Annotated in this window: 15 protein-coding genes and 2 riboswitches; of the genes, 3 read left to right on the top strand and 12 right to left on the bottom strand. The window is 63.9% G+C overall.

What is annotated here, in order from left to right; all coding sequences use genetic code 11:
- Positions 1-76 precede the first annotated feature (76 nt).
- The 6 genes from atzF to HV796_RS34345 form a co-directional block, all read right to left on the bottom strand.
- Positions 77-1,906, bottom strand: a complete 1,830-nt coding sequence (gene atzF / locus HV796_RS34370; protein WP_175232345.1) for an allophanate hydrolase — start codon at positions 1,904-1,906, stop codon at positions 77-79.
- Positions 1,903-5,592 carry an urea carboxylase gene (uca, locus tag HV796_RS34365; protein ID WP_175232354.1) on the bottom strand — a complete coding sequence of 1,230 codons (3,690 nt, stop codon included), beginning with the start codon at positions 5,590-5,592 and terminating at the stop codon, positions 1,903-1,905. The genes atzF and uca overlap by 4 nt, the downstream gene beginning before the upstream one ends.
- 8 nt (positions 5,593-5,600) lie before the next feature.
- Positions 5,601-6,257 carry an urea amidolyase associated protein UAAP2 gene (locus HV796_RS34360; protein ID WP_175232344.1) on the bottom strand — a complete coding sequence of 219 codons (657 nt, stop codon included), beginning with the start codon at positions 6,255-6,257 and terminating at the stop codon, positions 5,601-5,603.
- An 11-nt stretch (positions 6,258-6,268) separates the two neighbouring features.
- The gene (locus HV796_RS34355; protein WP_175232343.1) at positions 6,269-7,024 is read right to left on the bottom strand and encodes an urea amidolyase associated protein UAAP1; all 756 of its coding nucleotides are present in this window, start codon (positions 7,022-7,024) and stop codon (positions 6,269-6,271) included.
- A gap of 57 nt (positions 7,025-7,081) precedes the next feature.
- Positions 7,082-7,214, bottom strand: a riboswitch (guanidine-I (ykkC/yxkD leader).
- 439 nt (positions 7,215-7,653) lie between these two features.
- Entirely contained in the window at positions 7,654-8,709 is a 1,056-nt protein-coding gene (locus tag HV796_RS34350; RefSeq protein WP_175232342.1) for an isopenicillin N synthase family dioxygenase, read from the bottom strand.
- Positions 8,706-9,605 (bottom strand): sugar phosphate isomerase/epimerase family protein, encoded by a 900-nt coding sequence (locus HV796_RS34345; RefSeq protein ID WP_246356189.1) that lies wholly within the window; start codon positions 9,603-9,605, stop codon positions 8,706-8,708. Before HV796_RS34345 ends, HV796_RS34350 begins: the two co-directional genes overlap by 4 nt.
- 156 nt (positions 9,606-9,761) lie before the next feature.
- Here HV796_RS34345 and HV796_RS34340 point away from each other — a divergent pair, with 156 nt between their 5' ends.
- Together HV796_RS34340 and HV796_RS34335 are read left to right on the top strand one after the other, a co-directional pair.
- On the top strand, positions 9,762-10,136 hold the full coding sequence (locus HV796_RS34340) for a helix-turn-helix domain-containing protein (protein WP_175232341.1): 375 nt from the start codon (positions 9,762-9,764) through the stop codon (positions 10,134-10,136).
- A gap of 98 nt (positions 10,137-10,234) precedes the next feature.
- Positions 10,235-10,367: riboswitch (guanidine-I (ykkC/yxkD leader) on the top strand.
- A 142-nt stretch (positions 10,368-10,509) separates the two neighbouring features.
- Positions 10,510-11,538 (top strand): ABC transporter substrate-binding protein, encoded by a 1,029-nt coding sequence (locus HV796_RS34335; RefSeq protein ID WP_175232340.1) that lies wholly within the window; start codon positions 10,510-10,512, stop codon positions 11,536-11,538.
- A gap of 119 nt (positions 11,539-11,657) precedes the next feature.
- Here the strand turns inward: HV796_RS34335 and HV796_RS34330 are convergent, their stop codons facing one another.
- From HV796_RS34330 to HV796_RS34305, 6 genes are all read right to left on the bottom strand, one after another.
- On the bottom strand, positions 11,658-14,765 hold the full coding sequence (locus tag HV796_RS34330) for a bifunctional diguanylate cyclase/phosphodiesterase (protein ID WP_175232339.1): 3,108 nt from the start codon (positions 14,763-14,765) through the stop codon (positions 11,658-11,660).
- Positions 14,762-15,562: a substrate-binding periplasmic protein gene (locus tag HV796_RS34325; RefSeq protein ID WP_175232338.1), complete on the bottom strand. Its 801-nt coding sequence runs from the start codon at positions 15,560-15,562 to the stop codon at positions 14,762-14,764. Before HV796_RS34325 ends, HV796_RS34330 begins: the two co-directional genes overlap by 4 nt.
- A 262-nt stretch (positions 15,563-15,824) precedes the next feature.
- Complete coding sequence (locus HV796_RS34320) at positions 15,825-17,003, bottom strand: alpha/beta fold hydrolase (protein WP_175232337.1); 1,179 nt, start codon at positions 17,001-17,003, stop codon at positions 15,825-15,827.
- Between the two features lie 189 nt (positions 17,004-17,192).
- Positions 17,193-18,815, bottom strand: coding sequence for an AAA family ATPase (locus tag HV796_RS34315; RefSeq protein WP_175232336.1), 1,623 nt, complete (start codon positions 18,813-18,815; stop codon positions 17,193-17,195).
- 127 nt (positions 18,816-18,942) lie between these two features.
- On the bottom strand, positions 18,943-19,629 hold the full coding sequence (locus tag HV796_RS34310; RefSeq protein ID WP_175232335.1) for an alpha/beta hydrolase: 687 nt from the start codon (positions 19,627-19,629) through the stop codon (positions 18,943-18,945).
- A 148-nt stretch (positions 19,630-19,777) separates the two neighbouring features.
- Positions 19,778-20,434: a glutathione S-transferase family protein gene (locus HV796_RS34305; RefSeq protein ID WP_175232334.1), complete on the bottom strand. Its 657-nt coding sequence runs from the start codon at positions 20,432-20,434 to the stop codon at positions 19,778-19,780.
- Between the two features lie 256 nt (positions 20,435-20,690).
- Between HV796_RS34305 and HV796_RS34300 the strand changes: the two genes are divergently transcribed.
- The gene (locus HV796_RS34300) at positions 20,691-21,695 is read left to right on the top strand and encodes a LysR family transcriptional regulator (RefSeq protein WP_175232333.1); all 1,005 of its coding nucleotides are present in this window, start codon (positions 20,691-20,693) and stop codon (positions 21,693-21,695) included.
- The last annotated feature ends 141 nt before the right edge of the window (positions 21,696-21,836 follow it).

Genomic DNA, 21,836 nt, shown 5'->3' with positions numbered 1-21,836 from the left:
TAGCGAGTCTGCCTGAGCCCGGTTTGAACCAGCACGTTTAAGCCAGCACAAACCGCGCGCGTGGCGTGACTCGGGTTCATCGCGCGGCGAGGCTTGCGCGATACGCGCGCCAGCCTCCGAACGAAGTGATGTCGGCTGCGCCGTCCAGTGCGCTCGTCTCGCACAGGAAACCTTGCACGGCGCTACCGTCGGCGAGTGTCAGCGTGCCGATGCCAAGCGGCGCGGGCACTTGCGCGACGAAACTGCCATATGCGGCAATGGGCATTTCCCAGACCTCCAGCGCGATCGGCGCGCCGTCAGCCGGCACGCGCACCAGACCCGGCTTCGCAACGCCGCCGCTCGCCGCGGCGGACAACGCGTAGAGCCGGTACACGGGCGCCGTGGCGGTCGCTTCGATCAGGCGCGCGCCGCGCTCGGTCAATTGCCCGTTGAGCGGCTCGCCGCGCAGATGCGCGCCGACCACGGCGACGCGGATCGACTCGTTTGACGAAACCGCCTGCGCGCCCGCATGCGTCTGCGGCTCAACGGCTTCGCCGAGCCACGCATACGCGAACTGCAGCAGCGCGGCGTCCTGATGCGCGCGTCCGACGAACGTCACGCCGAACGGCAACCCGCTGTGCGCACCGGTGCTGCAAACCCCCGCCGGCACCGCCAGCGCGGACAGATCGAGCAGATTGACAAAGTTCGTGTAGTAGCCGAAGCGCGAGTTCACGCGAATCGGGTCCGCTTCGAGTTCATCGACCGTGGCGGTCGTCGCGGACGTCGGCATCAGGATCGCGTCGATGTGCTGCCATACCGCTTCGGCCCGCATGCGCAATTCAGCGAGTCTGTCCTGTGCGGCGAACAGATCCGCGGCGCTCCACTTCGCCGCGCCGCCGATGATCGTGCGAATCACCGGATGCAATGCGTCCGGATGCTGTTCGAAGAATGGCCGGATCGCGGCGAGCCGTTCCGCGACGAACGGTCCTTCGTAGAGCAAGCGCGCGGCGTCGAGAAACGGTTCGAAGTCGATTTCCACGAGTTGCGCGCCGGCGTCGCGCAGGCGCGCTTGCGCCGCGTCGAACGCCCGCGCATACGACGTGTCGCCGAAGAATTCGAGTTGCACCGCGCGCGGCACACCGAAGCGCACGCCGCGCAACGTCGGCGCGTCAGCGCCGCCGCGTTGCGCCGGGGTCCAGGCGCGCGCGTACGGGTCACCGTCAGCGATCCCGCGCGCGACGTCGAATACCTGCTGCGCGTCCCGCGCGGTGTGCGCGAAGATCGACACACAATCGAGCGACTTGCAGGCAGGCACGACACCGAGCGTGCTCAGCACCCCCTTGGTCGGCTTCAGACCGATGAGCCCATGAAACGCCGCGGGCACGCGGCCCGACCCTGCCGTATCGGTGCCGAGCGAAAACGCGGCGAGACCGAGTGCGACCGCCACCGCCGAGCCGGAGCTCGAACCGCCCGATGCATAGCGCGGGTCGAGCGCATTGCGGCATGCGCCGTGCGGCGAACGCTGACCGGACAGGCCGGTCGCGAACTGATCGAGATTGGTCTTGCCGACCGGAATCGCCCCCGCTGCGATCAGGCGCTCGACCACCGCCGCGCTTTTCTCCGGCGTATATGCATACGCCGGGCAGCCCGCCGTGGTCGGCACACCGGCCAGATCAATATTGTCCTTGATCGCGAACGGTATGCCGTAAAGCGGCAACGCGTGCGGGTCCTTGCCCTCGAGTGCGTCAACGTAGCGCATCATCTCGTCGCGTGTGAGCGCATGAATCCACACGCGATGCGGATCGTCGCCCGCGGTGCGGGTGGCGATCGTGTCGACGACTTGTGCCGGCGTCAGCGTGCGGGAACGATAGCTCGCCGAAAGCGACACGATCGTCAGCGGTTGTGGCGCAGTGTTGTCTGGCTTCATTTGTACATGAACTCCTCAGTAGCATCGGCTGCAACGGCACTGCGCACCGTCATCAACCGCTGTCCGGCGACGACCGCCGCCCCTTCCGCGCAATCGATCGTTTCGATCACACCGTCATCGGCCGCTTCGATCGACACTTCCATCTTCATCGATTCGACAATCGCAACCACCTGTCCCGCCGCGACGCGCTCGCCCGCGCGAACCTGGAGTTTCCAGACGCTGCCCGAAACATCGGCGACGATGCCGCGCACGCCGTCCGCGAGCGCATCCGTGCCCGTCGCGCCCGCCGCGCCACCCACTCCGTTTGCGCCCTGCGCATCGCCTGCTGGCTCGCCCACGTATTCCGCGGTGCCCGCGGCACGCCACCGTTCGCGTTCGGCTTCGAACGCCGCCTGCTGCGACGTCTTGAACGCGGCGATCGATTCGGCTTCGTCACGCAGGAAGCGGTTATACGTGCCGAGATCGAACGTCGACGCTTCGATTTTCAGGCCCGCGCGCCCGGCCACAAAATCCGCGCGCAAGTCGGCGAGCTCCGCTTCGCTGACTTCGTGAAAACGGATCTCATCGAAGAAACGCAGCAGCCACGGCTTGCCGGCGGCGAATTCGCGCGTGGTCCGATAGCGATTCCACATCTGTACCGTACGGCCGACAAACTGATAGCCGCCCGGCCCTTCCATCCCATACACGCACAGATACGCGCCGCCGATGCCGACCGCGTTTTCCGGGGTCCAGGTGCGCGCCGGATTGTACTTGGTCGTGACGAGCCGATGGCGCGGATCGAGCGGCGTGGCGACGGGCGCGCCAAGATACACATCGCCGAGACCCATCACCAGATAGCGCGCGTCGAACACGATGCGCTTCACGTCGTCGATGCTCGCCAGACCGTTGATGCGGCGAATGAACTCGATATTGCTCGGGCACCACGGCGCGTCGGGCCGTACGGACTGCATGTAGCGCTCGATCGCGATGCGGGTCGACGGGTCATCCCACGACAGCGGCAAATGGACGATCCGGTTTGGCACGCTCATCCCGTCGATGGCGGGCAGTTCCGCTTCCGCACGCTGCAGATGATCGAGCAATGCGTTGCGCGGCAGCACGCGCGGATCGAAATGCACCTGCAGCGAACGGATGCCCGGCGTCAGATCGACGATGCCAGGCAGACTATGCGCGTCGAGCCAGTTCATCAACGCGTGCACACGGAAACGCAGATTCAGATCGAGCACCAGCGGGCCATACTCGATCAGCACATTCCGATCGCCCGACTGCCGGTAGACGACACCGATTCCGTCGCCTGCCGATGGATCGCGGTACAGCACGCAGGCGTCTTCGTGACCGGCGATCGGCGTCACACAGGCGCTCGCCACGCGCGGCGCGGGATGATCCGTGCCGCTGCGCATGCGCGCGGCGTCCGCGTCGGCGCAGTCTTCCGTCGGTTGCGCAGGCGTGAACCGCACCGTATCGCCGGGCCGCAGTTGCCCGAGCTTCCACAGTTCGTCGGCGACCACCGTCACCGGACATACGAAGCCGCCCAGGCTCGGACCGTCGGGCCCAAGAATCACCGGCATATCGCCGGTGAAATCGACCGCGCCAATTGCGTATGCGTTGTCGTGAATATTCGATGGATGCAGTCCTGCTTCACCACCGTCCGGACGCGCCCACTTCGGCGCGGGCCCCATCAGTCTGACGCCCGTGCGGCTCGAGTTGTAGTGCACGGTCCAGCTCGTGCCGTACAGCATCGCGATATCGTCGGGCGTAAAGAAGTCCGGCGCACCGTGCGGACCGTTCAGCACGCGCAGCGTCCAGTCATGCGTCAGCGCGGGCAGGCGCGCGGTATCGAGCGTGGCGCCCGGTTCGCCCGCGTCCGCGTCCGCATCGGCCGCCAGATGCAGCACATCGCCCTTGCGCAATGCGCGGCCCGCATGTCCGCCGAACTGCCCGAGCGTGAAGGTGGCCTTGCTGCCGAGATAGTCCGGCACCTGCAGCCCGCCTTTGATCGCCATGCACGCGCGCACGCCGGCCCCGGTCACGCCGCCGAGCTTCAGCACTGCGCCGGGCACCGCGCGCAGCACCTGCCAGAACGGCATAGGCTTGCCGTCGAGGGTCGCGGCGAGCGACGCGCCGCCGAGCACGAACCGTGTTGTCGTATTGAAACGCAGCGTCGCACCGACCATCGTGAATTCGAGGCCCGCCGCATCCGGCGCGTTGCCGAGCAACTGGTTCGCGAGCGAGAACGACAGGTCGTCCATCGGCCCCGACGGCGGCACGCCAATGTCCCAATAGCCGAGGCGCCCCGGCAATTGCTGAACGGTGGTTTGCACACCGCCATCGAGCACGTCGATCGTATGCGGTGCGAACACGAAGCGCGATAGAAACGCGGTGGTCTGCGCGCCGCGCATGAACGTGTCGGAGCCGACCACCGCGCGCAGATAGTCGAGATTCGTCTCGATTCCATACAGCTGAGTCCGTTCGAGCGCGCCGGACAGCGCCGCAAGCGCGCCCTCTCGTGTGGCGCCCTTGACGATCAGCTTCGCGAGCAGCGGGTCATAGAACGCGCTGACTTCGGAACCGGCTTCGACCCATGTATCGACACGCGCGTGTTTCGCGAACGCGACATGCGTAAGCGTCCCCGCGCTCGGCTGAAACTGCTTGTGCGGGTCTTCCGCGTAGACGCGCACCTGAATACTGACGCCGCTGGCGGGCGGCGCCAGCGACTCGAGCGGCGCCAACGCGCGTTCGGCCTGGCGGATCATCCACTCGACCAGGTCGATGCCCGTGACCTCCTCGGTCACGCAATGCTCGACCTGCAGACGCGTGTTCACTTCGAGGAAATAGAAGCGGCGCGCATGCGCGTCGAACACAAACTCGACCGTACCGGCCGATTCGTAGTGCACGGCTTGCGCGAGTCGGACCGCGCTCGCATGCAGCGTCGCGCGCTCGTCGGCGGTCAGCCCCGGCGCCGGCGTCTCTTCAATCACCTTCTGGTTGCGCCGCTGCACCGAGCAGTCACGCTCGCCCAACGCGATCACCTTGCCGCGGCCGTCACCGAAAATCTGCACTTCGATGTGGCGCGCGTGTTCGACGAACTTCTCGACATACACGCCCGCGTTGGCAAAGTTCGCAACGCCCAGGCGCACGACCGACGCGAACGCCGCTTCGAGCTCCTGTGCGCTACGGCACAGCGACATGCCGATCCCGCCGCCGCCGGCGGTGCTCTTCAGCATCACGGGGTAACCGATCGACGCGGCTTCGCGCAGCGCCGTGCCGACATCCGGCAACAGGCCCGTGCCCGGCAGCAGCGCGACATGATTCGCCTGCGCGAGCTCGCGCGCGGTATGTTTCAGGCCGAACGCGCGCATCTGGTCGGGGCGCGGACCGATAAAGCGCAGGCCCGCGTCCTCGCACGCTTGCGCAAACGCAGCGTTCTCGGACAAAAATCCATAGCCCGGGTGCACCGCCTGCGCGCCGGTTGCGCGCGCCGCCTCGAGAATGGCGGCAACGTTCAGATAGCTCGACGCGGCCGCCGCGGGTCCGATGCACACGGCTTCGTCGGCCAGCGTCACATGCATCGCATGCCGGTCGGCTTCCGAGTAGACCGCGACCGATGCGATGTTCAAACGCTTCAACGTCCGGATCACACGGCACGCGATTTCGCCGCGATTCGCAACAAGCACCTTCGAGAAGCGCAGCGGCTCGCTCATTGCGCCTCCCAGATCGAGAGCCGCACGGGCGTCGGGTTATAGCCGTTGCACGGGTTGTTCAATTGCGGGCAGTTCGAGATCAGCACCGTGACATCCATCTCGGCGCGCATCTCGACATATTTGCCGGGCGCCGAAATACCGTCTTCAAAGGTCAATTTCCCAAGCGGCGTGACCGGCACGTTCATGAAGAAGTTGATGTTGCTGACAATGTCCCGCTTGGTCAGATGCGTGCCGATGCCGCATGTACAGTGCGTGATCGCATGCAGAAAGCTATCGCGGCAGCTGTGCATATGACGCTTGTCGAGCGAGTAGCGGACCGTGTTGCTTTCCGCCGCACAGGCGCCGCCTAGCGTATCGTGCCGGCCGCAGGTGTCGGCGACGATCGTCAGCATCGGATTGCCAAGGTTCGACATCAGCACGCTGCCCGCGCTGAGGTACAGGTTCAGTTGCTTGCGGATCGTATCCTGCGCGCTGTAGCGCTCGAGCGGATCGGCGCTGTTATAGAACAGCGTATCGACGGCCTGGTTGCCTTCGAGATCGAGAATCCTGAAGATCTGGCCGCGCTTCACTTCATGCAGCCAGGGCTCGCCCGACGGCAGCGTGAAATCGTAAACCGCGTCGCGCGCGTCCAGCGTGCTTTCGATGATGGTCATGGCGACGCTCCTTAAACGAAAAGACGTTCGGTGTTGACGAAGCCCCGCTCGTTTTCCGCGCATTGCGCGCGGCACGGGTCATCGGACGGCACGACACCGTCGCTCGGGTAAGCGCGATAGGCAACCAGCTTGACCGGCTTCGGCTGATACCCCGCAGCCGGATCGAGCGGATGCGGCGCCGTCGAAAACGCGGCGAGCGTGTTCATTTCGAAGCGCAGATCGAACGCATCGCCGGCGCGTGAATGGTTCGCGACGAAGCTAAGCGAACCGTCATCGGCAGCCGCGAGCTTGCTGAAGAAGTTGACGTTGGCGACCAGGTCGCGCGTGCCGAGCCCGTGCCTGGCGAGTTCAAGCAGCAGGCTGTCGCGGCCGTTGCGGATCATCGCATTGCGATGCGCCTGATACCGTGCGACGCCGTATTTCTGCTCGAATAGCTGCGCATCGCCGATGCCGCCAAGCGGGTCATGCCAGCCGACCGTATCGGCCGTGATCGACGCGAACACGCGACCCATGTCCGAGTACAGCACGTGGCCGCGTGTCAGATGCGCGGTGTGTTGCGCCTTCAGCGTGTCGGCCATGTTGTAGCGTTCGAGCGGGTCTTCCTGGCGGTAGAACACGGCCGCCAGATTCGCGCCGCCTTCGAGATCGACGATACGCAACGCGACGCCGCGGCGCAGGACACCGGACCAGTGCGTACCGGCTGGGATCACCGTTTCCCATAGCGGATGCGCGACCGGCGCGAGGTCGACGGGGGGATTCGACGGCATGGAGGCTCCTGTTGATCGATAGGGATAAGCGTGAGAGGGGCGATGAACGACATCGCGACCTCCCGGGCTTTTATCCCTCCGTGGAGCCAAGCCGGCGCCTTCGTACAAGGTGGACGGCAAGACCGGATTGCTCTCGGACCAGGCATCGCGCAGCCTTTGCCGCACGACCGGAACCCTAGCGATCCTGAAGATGATGCAAATTGCTTCGCACCTCTCGCCGCGTGTTAAAGCGAGTACTGTGCCAGCGCTTCGCCGCGCATCGCACGCGTGCGGATTCACGCCGTGTTTGCGGTATCGGTCGCGCTAAACGCGCATTCACGCAGCGTGTGCGCAACAACCTGTTGTCCGCCCTGGCGCGGGGCGAGCGCGCACCAATCGAATGCGCACGAGCGCCATCTTCGGGCGGATAGCGTGCATACGGAATCGATGGGCGTGATTTTCATCGCGCTTACGCATGGCATAGGCGTTGCTCTAATGAAGCCGCGTTCACCCTCTTTCGCCAACCATGCCTCTTCTGACTACCGCTCGCCGCGCGCTCTATGCATTGCTTTCAGCGCGCTTTATCGAACTGCAAAAGCAGCGCGTCACGCCGCGTTAGCCACACGCCGCGCACAGCACACGCGCACCCATCAAGGGTGCGACTGCGGCACTGCATAGCGCGCTTCCTGTCCGAAGCTCGACAATTGCTTCGAGCCATCCGGCAATGTCAACTCGCCCCGTTCGAGACGCCGCTTCAGGTAGGTGAAGCTCTGCGCGGTCTGCGCAAACAGATGATCGCCGACCGCAAGCGGCGGATACTTTGCGCACGCGTCAGGCGTCGCGAACGGCGGCAACGGCGCGACCACCGTGCGATAGTCGCATGCGAAAAACAGCGGAAACGAATACCGTTCCTGCGTCACCTTGCGCACGCGATGCGATGTCGCGACATAGGTGCCGCCGGTCCACATCTCCAGCATGTCGCCGATGTTGACGATAAATGCACCGTCGAGAGGCGGCGCATCGATCCAGGCACCGGCGCCGTTCATCACTTCGAGGCCCGGCGCGGTCGGCAGCAGGATCGTAAAGCACTCGTAGTCGGTATGCGCACCGATGCCGGGCGCGTCCTCGGCCGATGCATCGAATGGGTAATGCACGAGCCGCAACTGGCTCGGCGGCTTGTGCAGGTAGGCGTCGAAATGCATCTCCGGCAAGCCTAGCGCGAGTGCGAAGCCGCGAAAAAGACACCGGCCCAGATCGAACGCGGCATCGTAATAGCCGCTGACCGCTTCGCGAAAGCCCGGTTGATCAGGCCAGACGTTCGGCCCGAGCATCGGCGTGCCGGCCTTCACATCCGGATCGTCGAGCGGCAGGTCGCGGCCGGTGTCGAACGCCTCTTTCCGGTCGCGCTTGCCTGCGGCGAACACCTCCTCGCCTTCGGGCACATAACCGCGGTGCGCGCTGGAGTGCCCGATGTAGTAGCGCATCTTCCATGCGTCCGGCGCCGCGAAGAAACGCTGCGCGTGCTCGATCAGCGCCGTTTGCAACGCGCGGCCGACGCGATGGTTCGTGACATAGAAGAAGCCGGCATCGCGTGCCGCGCGATCGAGCGCGCGGGCGGTGATCAGCCGCTCGTGCGGATCGTCGTGGTAAAGACCGCCAATGTCGACGATCGGCAATGTGCCGAAACCGGTGTGGGTGCGGTTCATCGGGGTTCACCTGTGAACAGGGATGGGTTGCGTGACGTTGCAGCGCTCGGGTGACGCTGCGCGAGAAATCCGGCGAAATGGCGACGCTCCTGTTGGCCGATCCATGTATTGATGCCCCATAGGTCGGCCACCGGCGCGTTCGTGAATGGCAGCGTATGCAGATAGCCGTCCGGGCCGAACTCCGGCGTCATCGTCGTCGCCGTGTAGCCATTCGCGAGTTGCGCGTCCCACAGCAACTCCCAGATGCGCCGATGCGACGCGAGGCAGTCCGCGTACTCCGGCGCAGCCGGATGCGGCACCTGAGGACCTTGCGGATAGCCTACGCGTCCGTGTACATGGTGCGCATGCGGTGCGAGCTCGACCAGCGTCTCCCATTCGCTGTCGAGCAGTCTTTCGCAGACGACCACCCAGTGGCTGAAGTCGCAGGTCAGCTTCAATTGAGGCACCGCACGCACGACATCGCGCGTGATCCATGGATTGAAGAACGAGCGGCCGCGGTGTGTCTCGAAGCTGCAGACGATGCCGTGCGTTGTCTCGAGTTCGACCGCGCGTGCGAAGAAATCGATTTGCACGGCCGCGGGCCACGCATCGCAGCCGGCGATCACATTGCAAAAGCGCGGCTGCAAAGGCTTCGCCCAGATCAGCTTGGCCTCCAGATCGCGCAGATGATCGTCAGGCGTCGCGCTGCGTTCGGGCACGTAGCTGCCCGCCGTCGTGATCTCGACGATCAATTCAAGCCGCTCGTCGGCAATGGCCGCCGCAAAGCGGTCGCGCTCCGCAACGCCCGCCGGCACCTGCGCCTCGATGCCATCGAACTCGGCCGCGCGGACCAGAGAGGCCGCCTCGCGCGGGCCATCGGAAAAGCCCCAGAACGTCTTGAACAGCTCGAAACGCATCGTCGTCCTTTTTATATGCAAAATTGCATGCAATACTACATGTTAAACGCGATGCATCAATAATATTTCCAACGTCGGCGCGTACGCATGCAACGCGCTCGTTTTGCGAGCCTGTTCGCACATAAAATGTGCATCCCTCCTCGTGCTGGTGAATCGATGAAGAAGAAAATCGCCCGGACCAAGGCGCAGGCCGTCGCGCGCGCGATCCTGGACATGGACTTCGAATGGTCCGCGCAATTCGGCGAACTGGGGCTCGCCGACCTGAACTACAGCGACCTGTTCTGCCAGATGTGGTCCGGCGGGCACGAGCAGTACGCGAAGACCGCGCTTTACGAGTTCATGCCGGGCGTAAGCCGCCGGACAGCCGTCCGTTATGTGCAGCAACTGATCGATGCCGGCTGGGTGAGCGAAACCTGCGCGGAACATGATCGTCGCATCAAGCTTGTGCGGCTGAGTGCGGAGATTGAAGACCGGCTCGAACTATTCCTTGCATTTGTCCATCAGCGCTTCGCGATGCTGGACCGCTCGTAAGCTGCGTCCTTTCGGCGTCCGTTGTCGCCCGCACGCGTGCGCGTCGGCTGGCATGCTTCTGGCTTCGCGCATCCGTCGAGAGGTGCGGCAGCGTCGCATCTTAGGGATGCTAGGGTTCCGGTTCAACGCGAACGTCTGGTCCGAGAGCAGCCCGGTGCGGCCCGCGAAACATGAACCCTTCGGTGCATGCTTCGCGGCCGCACTACACGGCGGGACAAAAGCCCGGGAGATCCGCGATAGCGAGCGCTGTCGTGCCTCTCCGTGGCCGGCTCCCGTGCAGGGCAGGAAACCGGTCATGACGCCAGCGCGCGCACGCGATGCGCGCCGCCACGGCGATCCATATAACACTTCACCCGGTCTCCTGGAGCACACAATGAAAGCATTCGAATACGCACGCGCTCAACTCGTCGCGTCCCGCACGCTGCGCCGCGGCCTCGCCGGCGCGGCGGCCGCGCTCGCGGTCGGCTTCACATCGGCATCGGCACACGCGGCCGCACCGCTGAAGATCGGCTATAGCGACTGGCCGGGTTGGGTTCTGTTCCAGGTCGCCATCGACAAGGGCTGGTTCAAGCAGGAGAACGTCGCGGTCGATTTCGAGTGGTTCGATTACTCCGCGTCGCTCGACGCGTTCTCGGCCGGCAAGCTCGACGGCGTCGGCGCGACCAACGGCGATGCGCTGGTGACCGGCGCGAGCGGCGCGAAAAACGTGATGATCCTGCTGACCGACTACTCGAGCGGCAACGACATGATCGTCGCCAAGCCGTCGACGAAATCCGTCGAGGGGTTGAAGGGCAAGAAAGTCGGCGTCGAGGTCGGGCTCGTCGATCACCTGCTGCTCGATACCGCGCTGTCGAAGCATGGCATGAAGGAGTCGGATCTGACGCTCGTCAATGCAAAGACCAATGAGTTGCCGCAAGTGCTCGCTTCGTCGCAGGACATCGCGGCCGTCGGCGCGTGGCAGCCGAATGCCGGCGAAGCGTTGAAGCGTGTGCCGGGCTCGCATCCGGTCTTCACGTCGGCGGACGCGCCGGGGCTGATCTACGACGCGATCATCGTCAATCCGGCGAGCCTCGCATCGCGCAAGGCGGACTGGGACAAGGTGATCAAGGTCTGGTATCGCTGCGTCGCCTACGTGAACGATCCGAAGACGCAGGCCGATGCGGTGAAGATCATGTCCGCGCGGGTTGGCCTGTCGCCCGAGCAGTATCTGCCGCTGTTGAAGGGCACCCACCTGCTCGATGCGGCTGCGGCGAAGAAGGCGTTCGTCAAGGGTGACGGACTCGATTCGATCTACGGGTCGAGCACGAACGCGGACAAGTTCAACGTACGCAACGCGGTGTACAAGCAGCCGCAGGACGTGAGCGCTTATATCGACCCGTCGCTCGTCAACGCTGTCAAATAACGCACGTTCGCCGGTGGTGGCGAGCGGCGCAGCTCTGTGCCGCTCTGCTTCGATTCGGCTAGCCACGAAGAACCGGTCTTCACCGGCACGGCGGCCCCTCGGGCCGCCGCCCTTCCCGGCTACGCGAGCGACTGTGTGTCGAAGCTGCCCGCGAATGCCTCGAACCCTTCGACCGGCAGCGGCCGGCAGAAGTAATACCCCTGATACGCGTGGCACCCGGCGCCCGCGAGAAACTCGCGCTGCGCCTCGGTTTCCACCCCTTCCGCGATCACGCCCAGGCCGAGGCTTTGCGCAAGCGCGACGATGGTCCGCGCGATGACCGCGTCGTTCGCGTCGATCAGGATGTCGCGCACGAACGACCGGTCGATCTTCAACTGATCGAGCGGCAAACGCTTCAGATACGACAGCGACGAGTAGCCGATACCGAAATCGTCGAGCGAGAATACGACGCCTTTGGCCTTTAACGCGGCCATCTTCTCGATGATGTCCTCGACGTTATCGACCAGCACGCTCTCGGTCAGTTCGAGCTTGAGCCGATACGGGTTCGCACCGGTCCGTTCGAGCACCGCGAGCACTTTGTCGACAAAGCGAGGTTCGCGGAACTGCTGCGCGCTGACGTTCACCGCAATCGTCAGATGCGCCATGCCGGGCTGCTTCCCCCATTGCGCAAGCTGCAGGCACGCGGTTTCAAGCACCTTGTCGCCGAGCGCGAGAATCAGACCGGTCTCCTCCGCGAGCGGAATAAAATCAGCCGGCGCGACGACCCCGCGCTCCGGATGCTGCCAGCGCACCAGCGCTTCGGCGCCGGTCACGCGGTCGCCGTCGCTGACCTGCGCCTGGTAATGCACTAGGAACTGGTCTTCATCGATCGCGCGGCGCAACGCGGCCTCGAGCGCCGCGCGCTCGACCACCACGGTCTGCATCGTCGGATCGAAGAAGCACATCGCATTGCGACCACGCTCCTTGCACTTGTACATCGCCAGATCGGCCTGTTTCAGCAACTCGTCGATCGACGCTTCGTGTCCCTGAAACACCGTCGCGCCGACACTCGCGCTCGTCCGGTAGTCGACGCTGTTGAGCTGGTACGCGTCGCCGAGCACCGCGAGAATCTTTTCGCCGATCGCCTCGGTCTCGTTCGCCGCCTCGTCGCGCGTGCCGCTCAGGCTGCCGAGCACGACCACGAACTCGTCGCCGCCCACCCGCGCGACCGTATCGCCCTCGCGCACGCAGCCCGACAGGCGCTGCGCGACCTGCTTGAGCAGCAGATCCCCCTTGTCGTGACCGAGCGTGTCGTTCAGCGTCTTGAAGTTGTCGAGATCGATAAACAGCAGCGCGCCGCAGGTGCCTGTCTGCGCGCTGACCGCAATGGCCTGTCTGAGCCGGTCCCAAAGCAGCGTGCGGTTCGGCAGCCTTGTCAACGCGTCGAAGAAGGCGAGTTCCTTGATGCGCTCCTCGGCGATCTTCCGTTCGGTGATGTCGTGATGGGTACCGACGTAGTGCGTCACCGCGCCGTTCTCGCCGGTTACCGCGGTGATGGTCAGCCACTTCGGATAGATGTCGCCGTTCTTGCGGCGGTCCCAGATCTCGCCCTGCCAGCCGCCTTCGCGATGGATGGTCTCCCACATGTCGCGATAGAACGCCTTATCGTGCCGGCCCGACTGCAGGATGCGCGGCGTACGGCCCACCGCTTCCACCGCGGTGTAGCCGGTACACACGGTAAACGCGGAGTTCACGCGCAGGATCGTGCCGTCCGCATCGGTCACCATCATGCCTTCGAGCGACTCGAACGCGACCGCCGCGATGCGCAGTTCCTCTTCGAAGCGCTTACGCTCGGTGATATCGCGACCGCTCATCCGGAAGCCGGTCAGCAAGCCCTTCGCGTCGTAAATCGGCACCCACGATGCCGATAGCCAGATCAGCGCGCCATCCTTGCGGATGCAACGAAATTCGAGGTCGCCGCCGCGCAGCCCCTGGCGTCCCTTCAGCAGTTCGGGCGCCACGCGCGGCATGTCTTCCGGATGAATCAGCGTGCCGGCGAAGTCGTGCATCGCCATGCACTCGTCGACGCTGTACCCGGTGTATTCCCTGACCGACGGATTGATCCAGCGCGGCTTGCCGTCCGGTCCCCACCAGACTTCCAGGTTGACCGTGCAGTCCGCGATCGCGCGGAATTTCTCTTCGCTTTCGCGCAACTCGCGCGTCATCGTCGAGGCGAGCCGCATCGCGCGGCTGCGGCCGGTCACCATGATCCACGCGAGCAGCGCGAGCAGCACCGAGAGGCCGCCGCCGGTGCCCGCGATCAGCCATTCCGCGTTGCGGCCGAACCGTTTCATGAAGCGGTCCTGCGCGGACATCGACAACACCCAGTCGTGCCCGTCGACCACCAGATACTCTTGCGCCGACAGGTCCGATGGCACGTGATGCGCCGGCTGGTCGGACGAGCGGTACAGCAGCGCCGCGGCCGACGGTTCCACACCGTCATAGATCGCGAGCGACAGGCCAGGCGGATCCTCGCCGTACAGGCTGGCGATCACATCGTGCATCCGGAACGCCGCATAGACCCAGCCGAGCAGATGTGCGCGGCGTTGCGCCACCGTGTCGAGCGGCTGGCCTTGCTGATAGACCGGCAGGTACATCAGGAAGCCCGGCTGATCCAGCTTGCCGAAGTCCGACGCCAGCTGCGCCTTGCCGGAAATCGTCGCGAGTCCGGAGTCGCGCGCCCTCTCCATCGCGTCCCGGCGCACCGGGCTCGACCATGAATCGAAGCCCAACACCGCGCGCCTGCCGTCGGCGAACGGCAGCCGCTCGATGACGGGCGCATAGCTGTCGCGCGAACCTTGGGGCTCGATCGCATAGTCGGCGCCGACGAGCCGGCGCATCTTGTCGACGTGCTGCGCGATGCCCGCTTGCGGAACCCACTCGATCAGCCCGATTGCCTGGATGCCAGCCAGGTTCGCGTCGGCGTTGACCGCGTTGACGTAATCGCGAAAGCGGTCACGGTCGAGCGTGCCGGTCGCGACGAAGAGCGCCTGCACGCCGCGCAGCATCTGCTCGTAAGACGCCATGCGCTGCTCGATGCGGCTGACCGCGTCGCCCAGCGCGTACGTGAACTGCGAGCGCAGTTCGTGCTGCGAAGCATGGCGCTCGTGATCCCATACGGTCCACGTCAGCATCAACGCGGAGCATAGAACCAGCAGCGGGACCAGGACAAGGCGCGCCCGGTTCACGGCGACGGCTGGAAATCGACCATGGAGTCAGCCAGGTCGGGTTTGAAGTATTTGCGGAATATCCGCCGCACCGTGCCGTCCGCGCGCATTTCGTCGACCAGCGCGCGCCATTTGTCCCGCTGCTCCGCGGACAATGCCTTCTTCGACATGATCAGGCCGTGCGGCACCGCGGGATCGTTGAACTCAATGATGGTCGTCACGTCGCGAATGCTTTTGTCGTCAATCGCCGGATAGTCGAACGGCTCGATGATCATCCCCTGGATACGCTTGAGCAGCAGTGCCTGGTACAGCGGTTCAAGGCCGCCCGCGAGGCTCACGCGGTTCTCCGCGGTCAGCGTGTCGACCAGATGGTTGGCCGACTCACTATAGCGGAAGCTGCGGATCACGCCGAGCTGGAAGCGGTCGTCGTGTTCGAAGTCGGACAGCGCATGAATGCCCGCGTCCTTGCGCACTAGCAGATAATACTTGTCACTGAAGTACCACGCGAACGACGCGTACCGGTCGCGCTCTTCGTTGGTAATGCCGGACAGGCTGAAATCGAGCGCGCCGGATTCGATCAGCTTCCAGATGCGCGCGCGCGACATCAGGCTGACGCGGATCTCGCAGCCGCTGCGGCGGGCGAGTTCGTCGGCGAAATCCTTGTCGATGCCACTGTCGGTATCGAGCGAATAGAGCAAGCCATGGTCGTGCAGCGCGAGCGTAAACGGACGCGAGCAGTCGGGACCGCCGGCAGCGGCGCTTGCATGGCCGATGCAGCCTAGCGTCAGAAGCAGGCTACCTAATACTTGCCGTATCACTGGGCCTCCGGCGCGGGAAATCGGTCAGATACCGCAATTGTGTGGACGGTTAATGACAGCCGTGCTGGCGTTCGCAGTCATCGAGTCTCCTTCGCGACGGATAGTTAGAAGATCCCGCTTGCGCGAACGGTCTCCCGCCACCATGCGAATCGATGTTCAGGCACACGAACCATGCGGACGCACTACAGTCGGGATAACGGCAAGCGTTCGCGAAACCTGAAGAGTCGTTCCTCTAATTCCCCGATTCCCGGGGGCGGTCGGCTCAATCGGGATGCTGTTGCGCCGCGACCTTCGTGAGGAACGCACCGATTTCGCGGTTCTGAAAGTCAACCTCGGGCTGCGTCACGCCGGCTGCCGAAAAGTGTCCCGACGGCCAGCGGGGCTCGATCGACTCGAATTGCGCACCGTGCACGTAGCGTGCGACTTCGAGTGCCTCCGGCTCCGGGTTCAGCAGATCGCCGACGCCCGCCAGCACGAGCACGCGCGCGCGGATCGAGCGCAGCGCCTGATGGTAGTCGCCGTTGAAACCAGGCGTCGTGCCAAGGTTGTGTGCGTCGTAGGCCCACGTCTGGTAGATCCAGTTACGCGCGTCGAAATTCTTCCACGTGCTGTCCTGCGTCTTGCGCAGCCATGCGGCCGCGTCGGTGGTCGCATCGTTGGTCGCTTTGCCGGTCCCTTTGCCGGTCCCTTTGCCGGTCGCATTGGCGTTATCGGGCAACGTGTTTTTCATGAGTTCCGGCGTGCGGGTAATCAATGCGAGCGTGCCGGCCCACAGCCGCATCCCTTGTTCCGGCTCCTGTCCCTGCGTGTAATGGCCGTCGTCCCACGCCGGATCGCTCATGATCTCCTGCCGCGTCAGCTCCAGCACCGTCTTCGTCCAGGCGGGCGTGCGGCCCAGCGGGACGATCGGCACCAGCGCGTCCATCATGTCCGGGTGGCTCACGCCCCACTGCAGCGTCTGCATGCCGCCCATCGACGCGCCGACCACCGCGAACAGATGCGTTATGCCGAACCTGCCGGTGACGAGCCGATACTGCGATTCGACCATGTCGCGAATCACGAAGCGCGGGAACGCCATGCCCAGCTGCTTCGTGCTGTTCGACGGCGACGTAGTCAAGCCGTTGCCGATCGCATCAGTCGTGATGATGAAGTAGCGGTTCGTATCGAGCGCCTTGCCCGGTCCGATCAGATAGTCCAGACGGTGGTGCGTGCCGCCAATCGCGGTCACCATCAGGATCGCGTTCGATTTGTCGGCGTTCAGTGTTCCGTAGGTTTCGTAGGAGATCGAGAAGTCCTTGATCGACTGCCCGCTTTCAAGCGGTAAATCGCCTTCGGCGAAGCTGCCGGTCTGGCCGCCTGCCGGCTGCGGTATCTGGGCATGCGAGACGCCCACGACGCTCGCGAGGGTTGCAATAGCGAATAACTGACCAACAAACCGCATGTGCGGGTCTCCGTTCCTGTGAGCTAATTGACATCGAAGTCAGATGACCGAAAGCCGTCGTGTCGACGGCCTCGCGGATTGTCCCATTCGATGCGGTTGCGTGCAGGTTCGCGGGCAGTGTGCGGTGCGTGTAATGGAGGGGGGTTTGCGGGCAGGCGGGTGGGTGCGGATATCAGTAAACAGCGGCAGTTACGCGTGCCCACGGAACAGCGCGCACAGACGGAACACGTCTTCGCTCAATGGAAGCTGCTTCGCCTTGCAGTAGCGGGTCGCAAGTTTCAGCAACTCCTTGATGTCGCGTCCGCTTGCCTTCGGGTAACGGACCGTCAGTGCTTCGATCAGCGCGTCGTCGAGGTCCGCGCCGAACTGCTCGGCCAGCAGTTTCCAGAGCCGCGTCGAGTCGGTTTTCGACGGCAACTCGTAATGGATCGTCGCAATGCAGCGCGACAGAATCGCATCGTCGACGTCGCCGATCCGGTTGGTGGTCATGAACATCAGTCCGTTGAAGTATTCGAGCGTCCGCAGGAATTCCGCGACGATCGCGTTGTGTTCGAGGTCGTTGTCGCGCCGCCGGATATAGACGTCCGCTTCGTCGAGCAGCAGAATCGCGTCCCAGCGCATCGCGCGCCGCAGCACGCCGGTCAGCGCCGCGCCCACTGAAGCGGCGGTGGTGCCGAGCTGCCCTGAATGCACGCGGTAGAGCGGCTTGCCGACCACTTCCGAATAGATCTCCGCGGTCAGCGTCTTGCCGAGTCCCGGTGCGCCCTGGCAGAGGATCGTCGTACCGCCCGATTTGCCTTGCACGAAGTCCTGCACGAACACTTCGATGTTCGACGTCAGGATATCGATCAGGTCGCGATGATCGCCGGGCAGCACCAGCTTGTCGCGCAGCTCAGGCTGGTAGCGATACTCGGTCATATGCTGCACGTGCGTCCAGATATTCTTGTGCCATTCGAGATGGAACAGATGCACGTAGCAATGCAACGGAATTCTGTCGAAGCCCGCTTCGATGCCGGCGTTGCGCCAGAAGCTCGGGTCGCTGGTCATCTCGAAGCGGCGCTCGAGCCGCTCTTCGTCGTTGACACACTTCGCGGCGACGCCATCGACAATGCGCGCGAGTTCGGGCGCGCCCTTCGCATCGATCGTGAAGGCCGCCTTCGTGACGACAAACTGTGCGCCGAAGCGGCGCTGGTATCTGAGAAAACGCTGTGCGTGCTGGTCGTATTCTTTCCTGAACTCCGCACATTCCTTGTAGAAGCCAAACTCGGCGAGCAGTTCGGGAATCGTGCGATCGACGATGTCGCTACGATTGAACATCAGCGAGGTCGTCATACCGGAGCGCCGCTTGCTGTAGTCGGTCTGCTCCGAATTGGCCGACTGCATCGTGTTCGCGATCATATCGACGACGACGTACGGCATGCCCTGCTCAGGCTCGACATAGCGCATCCGGTTCACGAGCCACGGCAGCAGCGCGCCGTCCTTGTTGCGGCGGTACAGCCAGCCGTCGAGCGCGTCGCGCGACAGATAGGCGATCAGACCCGGCACCAGTTGGTCCAGCGAAGGAATCACGCGTGCCTGCGGCGCGTTATAGATGCCGTCGAGCGCGAGCATCTGGAACATCAGCCCGCGATCGTCCTGGGTCTTGCTCAGCATGTACAGCGAGTTCAGCGACTGCGCATCGAACAGCTTGCTCGATACGATCATGTTGCCGTGACAGATACCGTGTGCTTCCAGTTGTCTTGCGAGGGGCGAACCGGTTCCGATCATCCCGAGCAGTGGATGGATCAGCGATTCCGGTATTTCAAAATCCATTGACTCGTCTCCAGAAGTTAAGCACGGGTGACCGCGGCTTAAAGCGGGTTATCGTGACTTATCGCGGCTTGATCGCCATCCCGTCGGCTGATCATCGGCCTTTCGCGCGCTTTTTTTCAGGCCGGGCTCATTGACCTTGTTTTAGAAAGAACTCGACCGCGAGGTCGACGATCGGCGGTTGAATCGCATGCGGGCCGTTGAATTCGACATATTGCACCTCGTAGCCCGCGGCTTTGAGTTTGGCCGCGTTCGCGCGGCCGCTGGTGGCGATCGACAGTTGCTCGTCCGCGAGGCCGTGCGCGATGAAAATCTGCGGTGTCCCTTCCTGAACGAAGACTGAAAAGAATCCGCCTGACAACGCGATCACATGACTCGCGATATCGCCGTTCGTCACACCGATCGATAGCGCGTAGCTTGCGCCGTCCGAAAAGCCCCCGAAAGCCAGATGACGACGGTCGACGCGATAGCGCGAAGTGACTTCCGTCAATGCCTGATGCAGGCGTTCGAGGTCCGGGCCGTTGCCGCCGATGACGAGGTCCCATGTCGGATAGGTCGAATGCGGCGCGAGCACGAGGAAACGATGCTGCTGCGCGTGGGCTTCGATGAAGGGCAGCACTTTCTCCGGAAAGCCGCCTGCGCCATGAAACATCACGAAGAGCGGCACAGCAGTGGCTTCGCTCACCCCTTCAGGCACGAACAGGACTGCGTCGCGGTCGTCGGCGAGACCAAGGCGGTGGCGCCCCGGGGGCAGCGGGGCTTTGGACGGCTCAGCGTGCGTGAACGACAAGCGGCCGAGCAACGACGGATCGAGCATGGTGGACTGGGGTGGCAGATAAGCTGATATATGATATATCAGTCGTCCCATGACGGGTATAAAAACCGGCCAATCAAGATCGCCAGCGCGCCGGAAACGCGATCCTTTGAACGTGAATGCCGTCGCCGACGGGTGCCGGCGGCGGTCGCTACGCGCGATGGTCCTCGCTGACGAGTCCTGACGCTTGCAGGTCCCTCACATCGGGAAGCGTCAAAGAAAACGCCGGCATTTGCATTGCGCGCTGCGCGAGCGCTGCCAATCGCGGAAAAGCGTCGCTGTTGACCGTGCGCGGCATCGCCACTGCCGCACTCTGGAACGCAACAACCGTCATCACATCGGCTTGCGAGATGCTTGAACCGAGGAACCATGGTTCCGCGCGCGCCGCATTCAGCACGTCGAACCCGATCAGCATCTGTTCCTCGTAGCCGGCCTGCAAATGCGGCAATCGATAAGCCTCGGGCCGCAGCATCAGTTCGTCGCAGTAGCGGGCCAGCTTGTCGTAGCAGGCCGTCGCATAGCCGACGAGCTGCATCGCATGCACGCGCGCTGCGCCGCCGTCCGGCATCAATCGCTGCGCGGACGGCACAAAGCTATCCAGATAGTCGACGATCGCACCGCTGTCGATCAGCAGTTGACCGTCGTCCAGTTGTAGCGCGGGCACGCGCATCATCGGGCTGAACGCCCGCACGCGGTCCCTCTGCTGGTATGCGTGATACGGCACGTGCTCGAACGGAATATTCAGCAGATGCAGGGTAACGCCGACACGCCGCGTATAGCCGGACAGCCACGGACCGATCAGTTGCATCGGGATATCTCCTGCGGAGCACGTCGGACACCACGAAAGCCCGGTTCAAGTCACGGGATACCGCCATTCGAGATGCACTTGTACACGTATGCACGTCGACTACCACTATAGATCGGGCGACGGTGGACGTGCGTGCCCGGCGTGACTCGACACCCGGGCCGCCTCCCACGCACCACGCGGGCGTGTGGCGGCGTGCGCAGCGGCGGTTTAGACTGCGCGCTAAGCGTGACAGCCCGATTCTGAAGAGGTGGACGCAATGGATATCGTACAGGCCATGAAAGTATTCGCGCGCGTGGTGGAGACGAAGAGCTTCACACGCACGGCCGAGACTTTGAACATGCCGCGCGGACGTGTGACGGTCATTATCCAGAGCCTCGAAGCACACCTGAACACGCGTCTGCTGCAGCGCACGACACGCAGTCTCAACCTCACGCCGGACGGCTCTGCCTATTATGAGCGGTGCGCACGCGTGCTCGCCGACATCGACGACATCGAGCGCTCGTTCCTCGACAAGAAGCGATCGCCGCGTGGCAAGCTGCGCGTCGACATGCCCGGCGCGCTCGGGCGCCTCATTGTGATGCCCGCGCTGCGCGACTTTCACAAGCAGTACCCCGAAATCGACCTGCGGCTCGGCCTCGGGGACAAGTCTCTGGATCTCGTGCAAGAGGGCATCGACTGCGCGATACGCATTGGCACCTTGCAGGATTCGACGCTCGTGGCGAAGCGTGTCGGCGTCTATCAGGGCGTTACCGTCGCGAGCCCGCAGTATCTGCGCAACGCCGGCACCCCGCGAACGCTGGCTGAACTCGCCAATCACCGCACGCTGAACTATTACTACGGCCGCTCGGGCCGCACCATGTCATTCACGTTCGAAGTGGACGGCAAAGTGGTCGAAATCAGGATGCACGGCTCGATCGCGGTGAACGATGCCGAGGCGTATCTGGTTGGCGCACTGAATGACCTCGGCATCGTCCAGGGCCCCCGCTTCATGGCGCTGCCGTACCTCGAATCGGGTGCATTGGTCGAGATTCTTTCGCAATGGAAGCCGCGGCCGCTGCCCATTTCCGCCATCTACCCACACAACCGCCATCTCTCCGCGGCCGTGCGTGCGTTCGTCGACTGGATCGCAAAACTGTTTCACAACAGCCCGCTGTTATCCAGCACCCCCGAAACCGATGCACGCTGCGGCCCTGCAAGCATCGATGCTGAGGATGCCGATGCGGTCGACCTTGCAGGCGACGAAGCCGCGCCGATCGCGTAAGCGCCGCACGACCCTTGCAATTACCCACTACGGTTGAGGGCGAGTTCATATCCGAGTTGAATGTCGGTGTGGCGCCGCATGCCGTGCCACATAACGGTATTACCTAGAGGTGGATCGCCCGCGCGGGGGCCAGATAGCCGC

It is taken from the genome of Paraburkholderia humisilvae (assembly GCF_902859855.1).
Classification (GTDB): Bacteria; Pseudomonadota; Gammaproteobacteria; order Burkholderiales; family Burkholderiaceae; genus Paraburkholderia; species Paraburkholderia humisilvae.
This window is presented reverse-complemented; position numbering and strand designations above follow the sequence as displayed.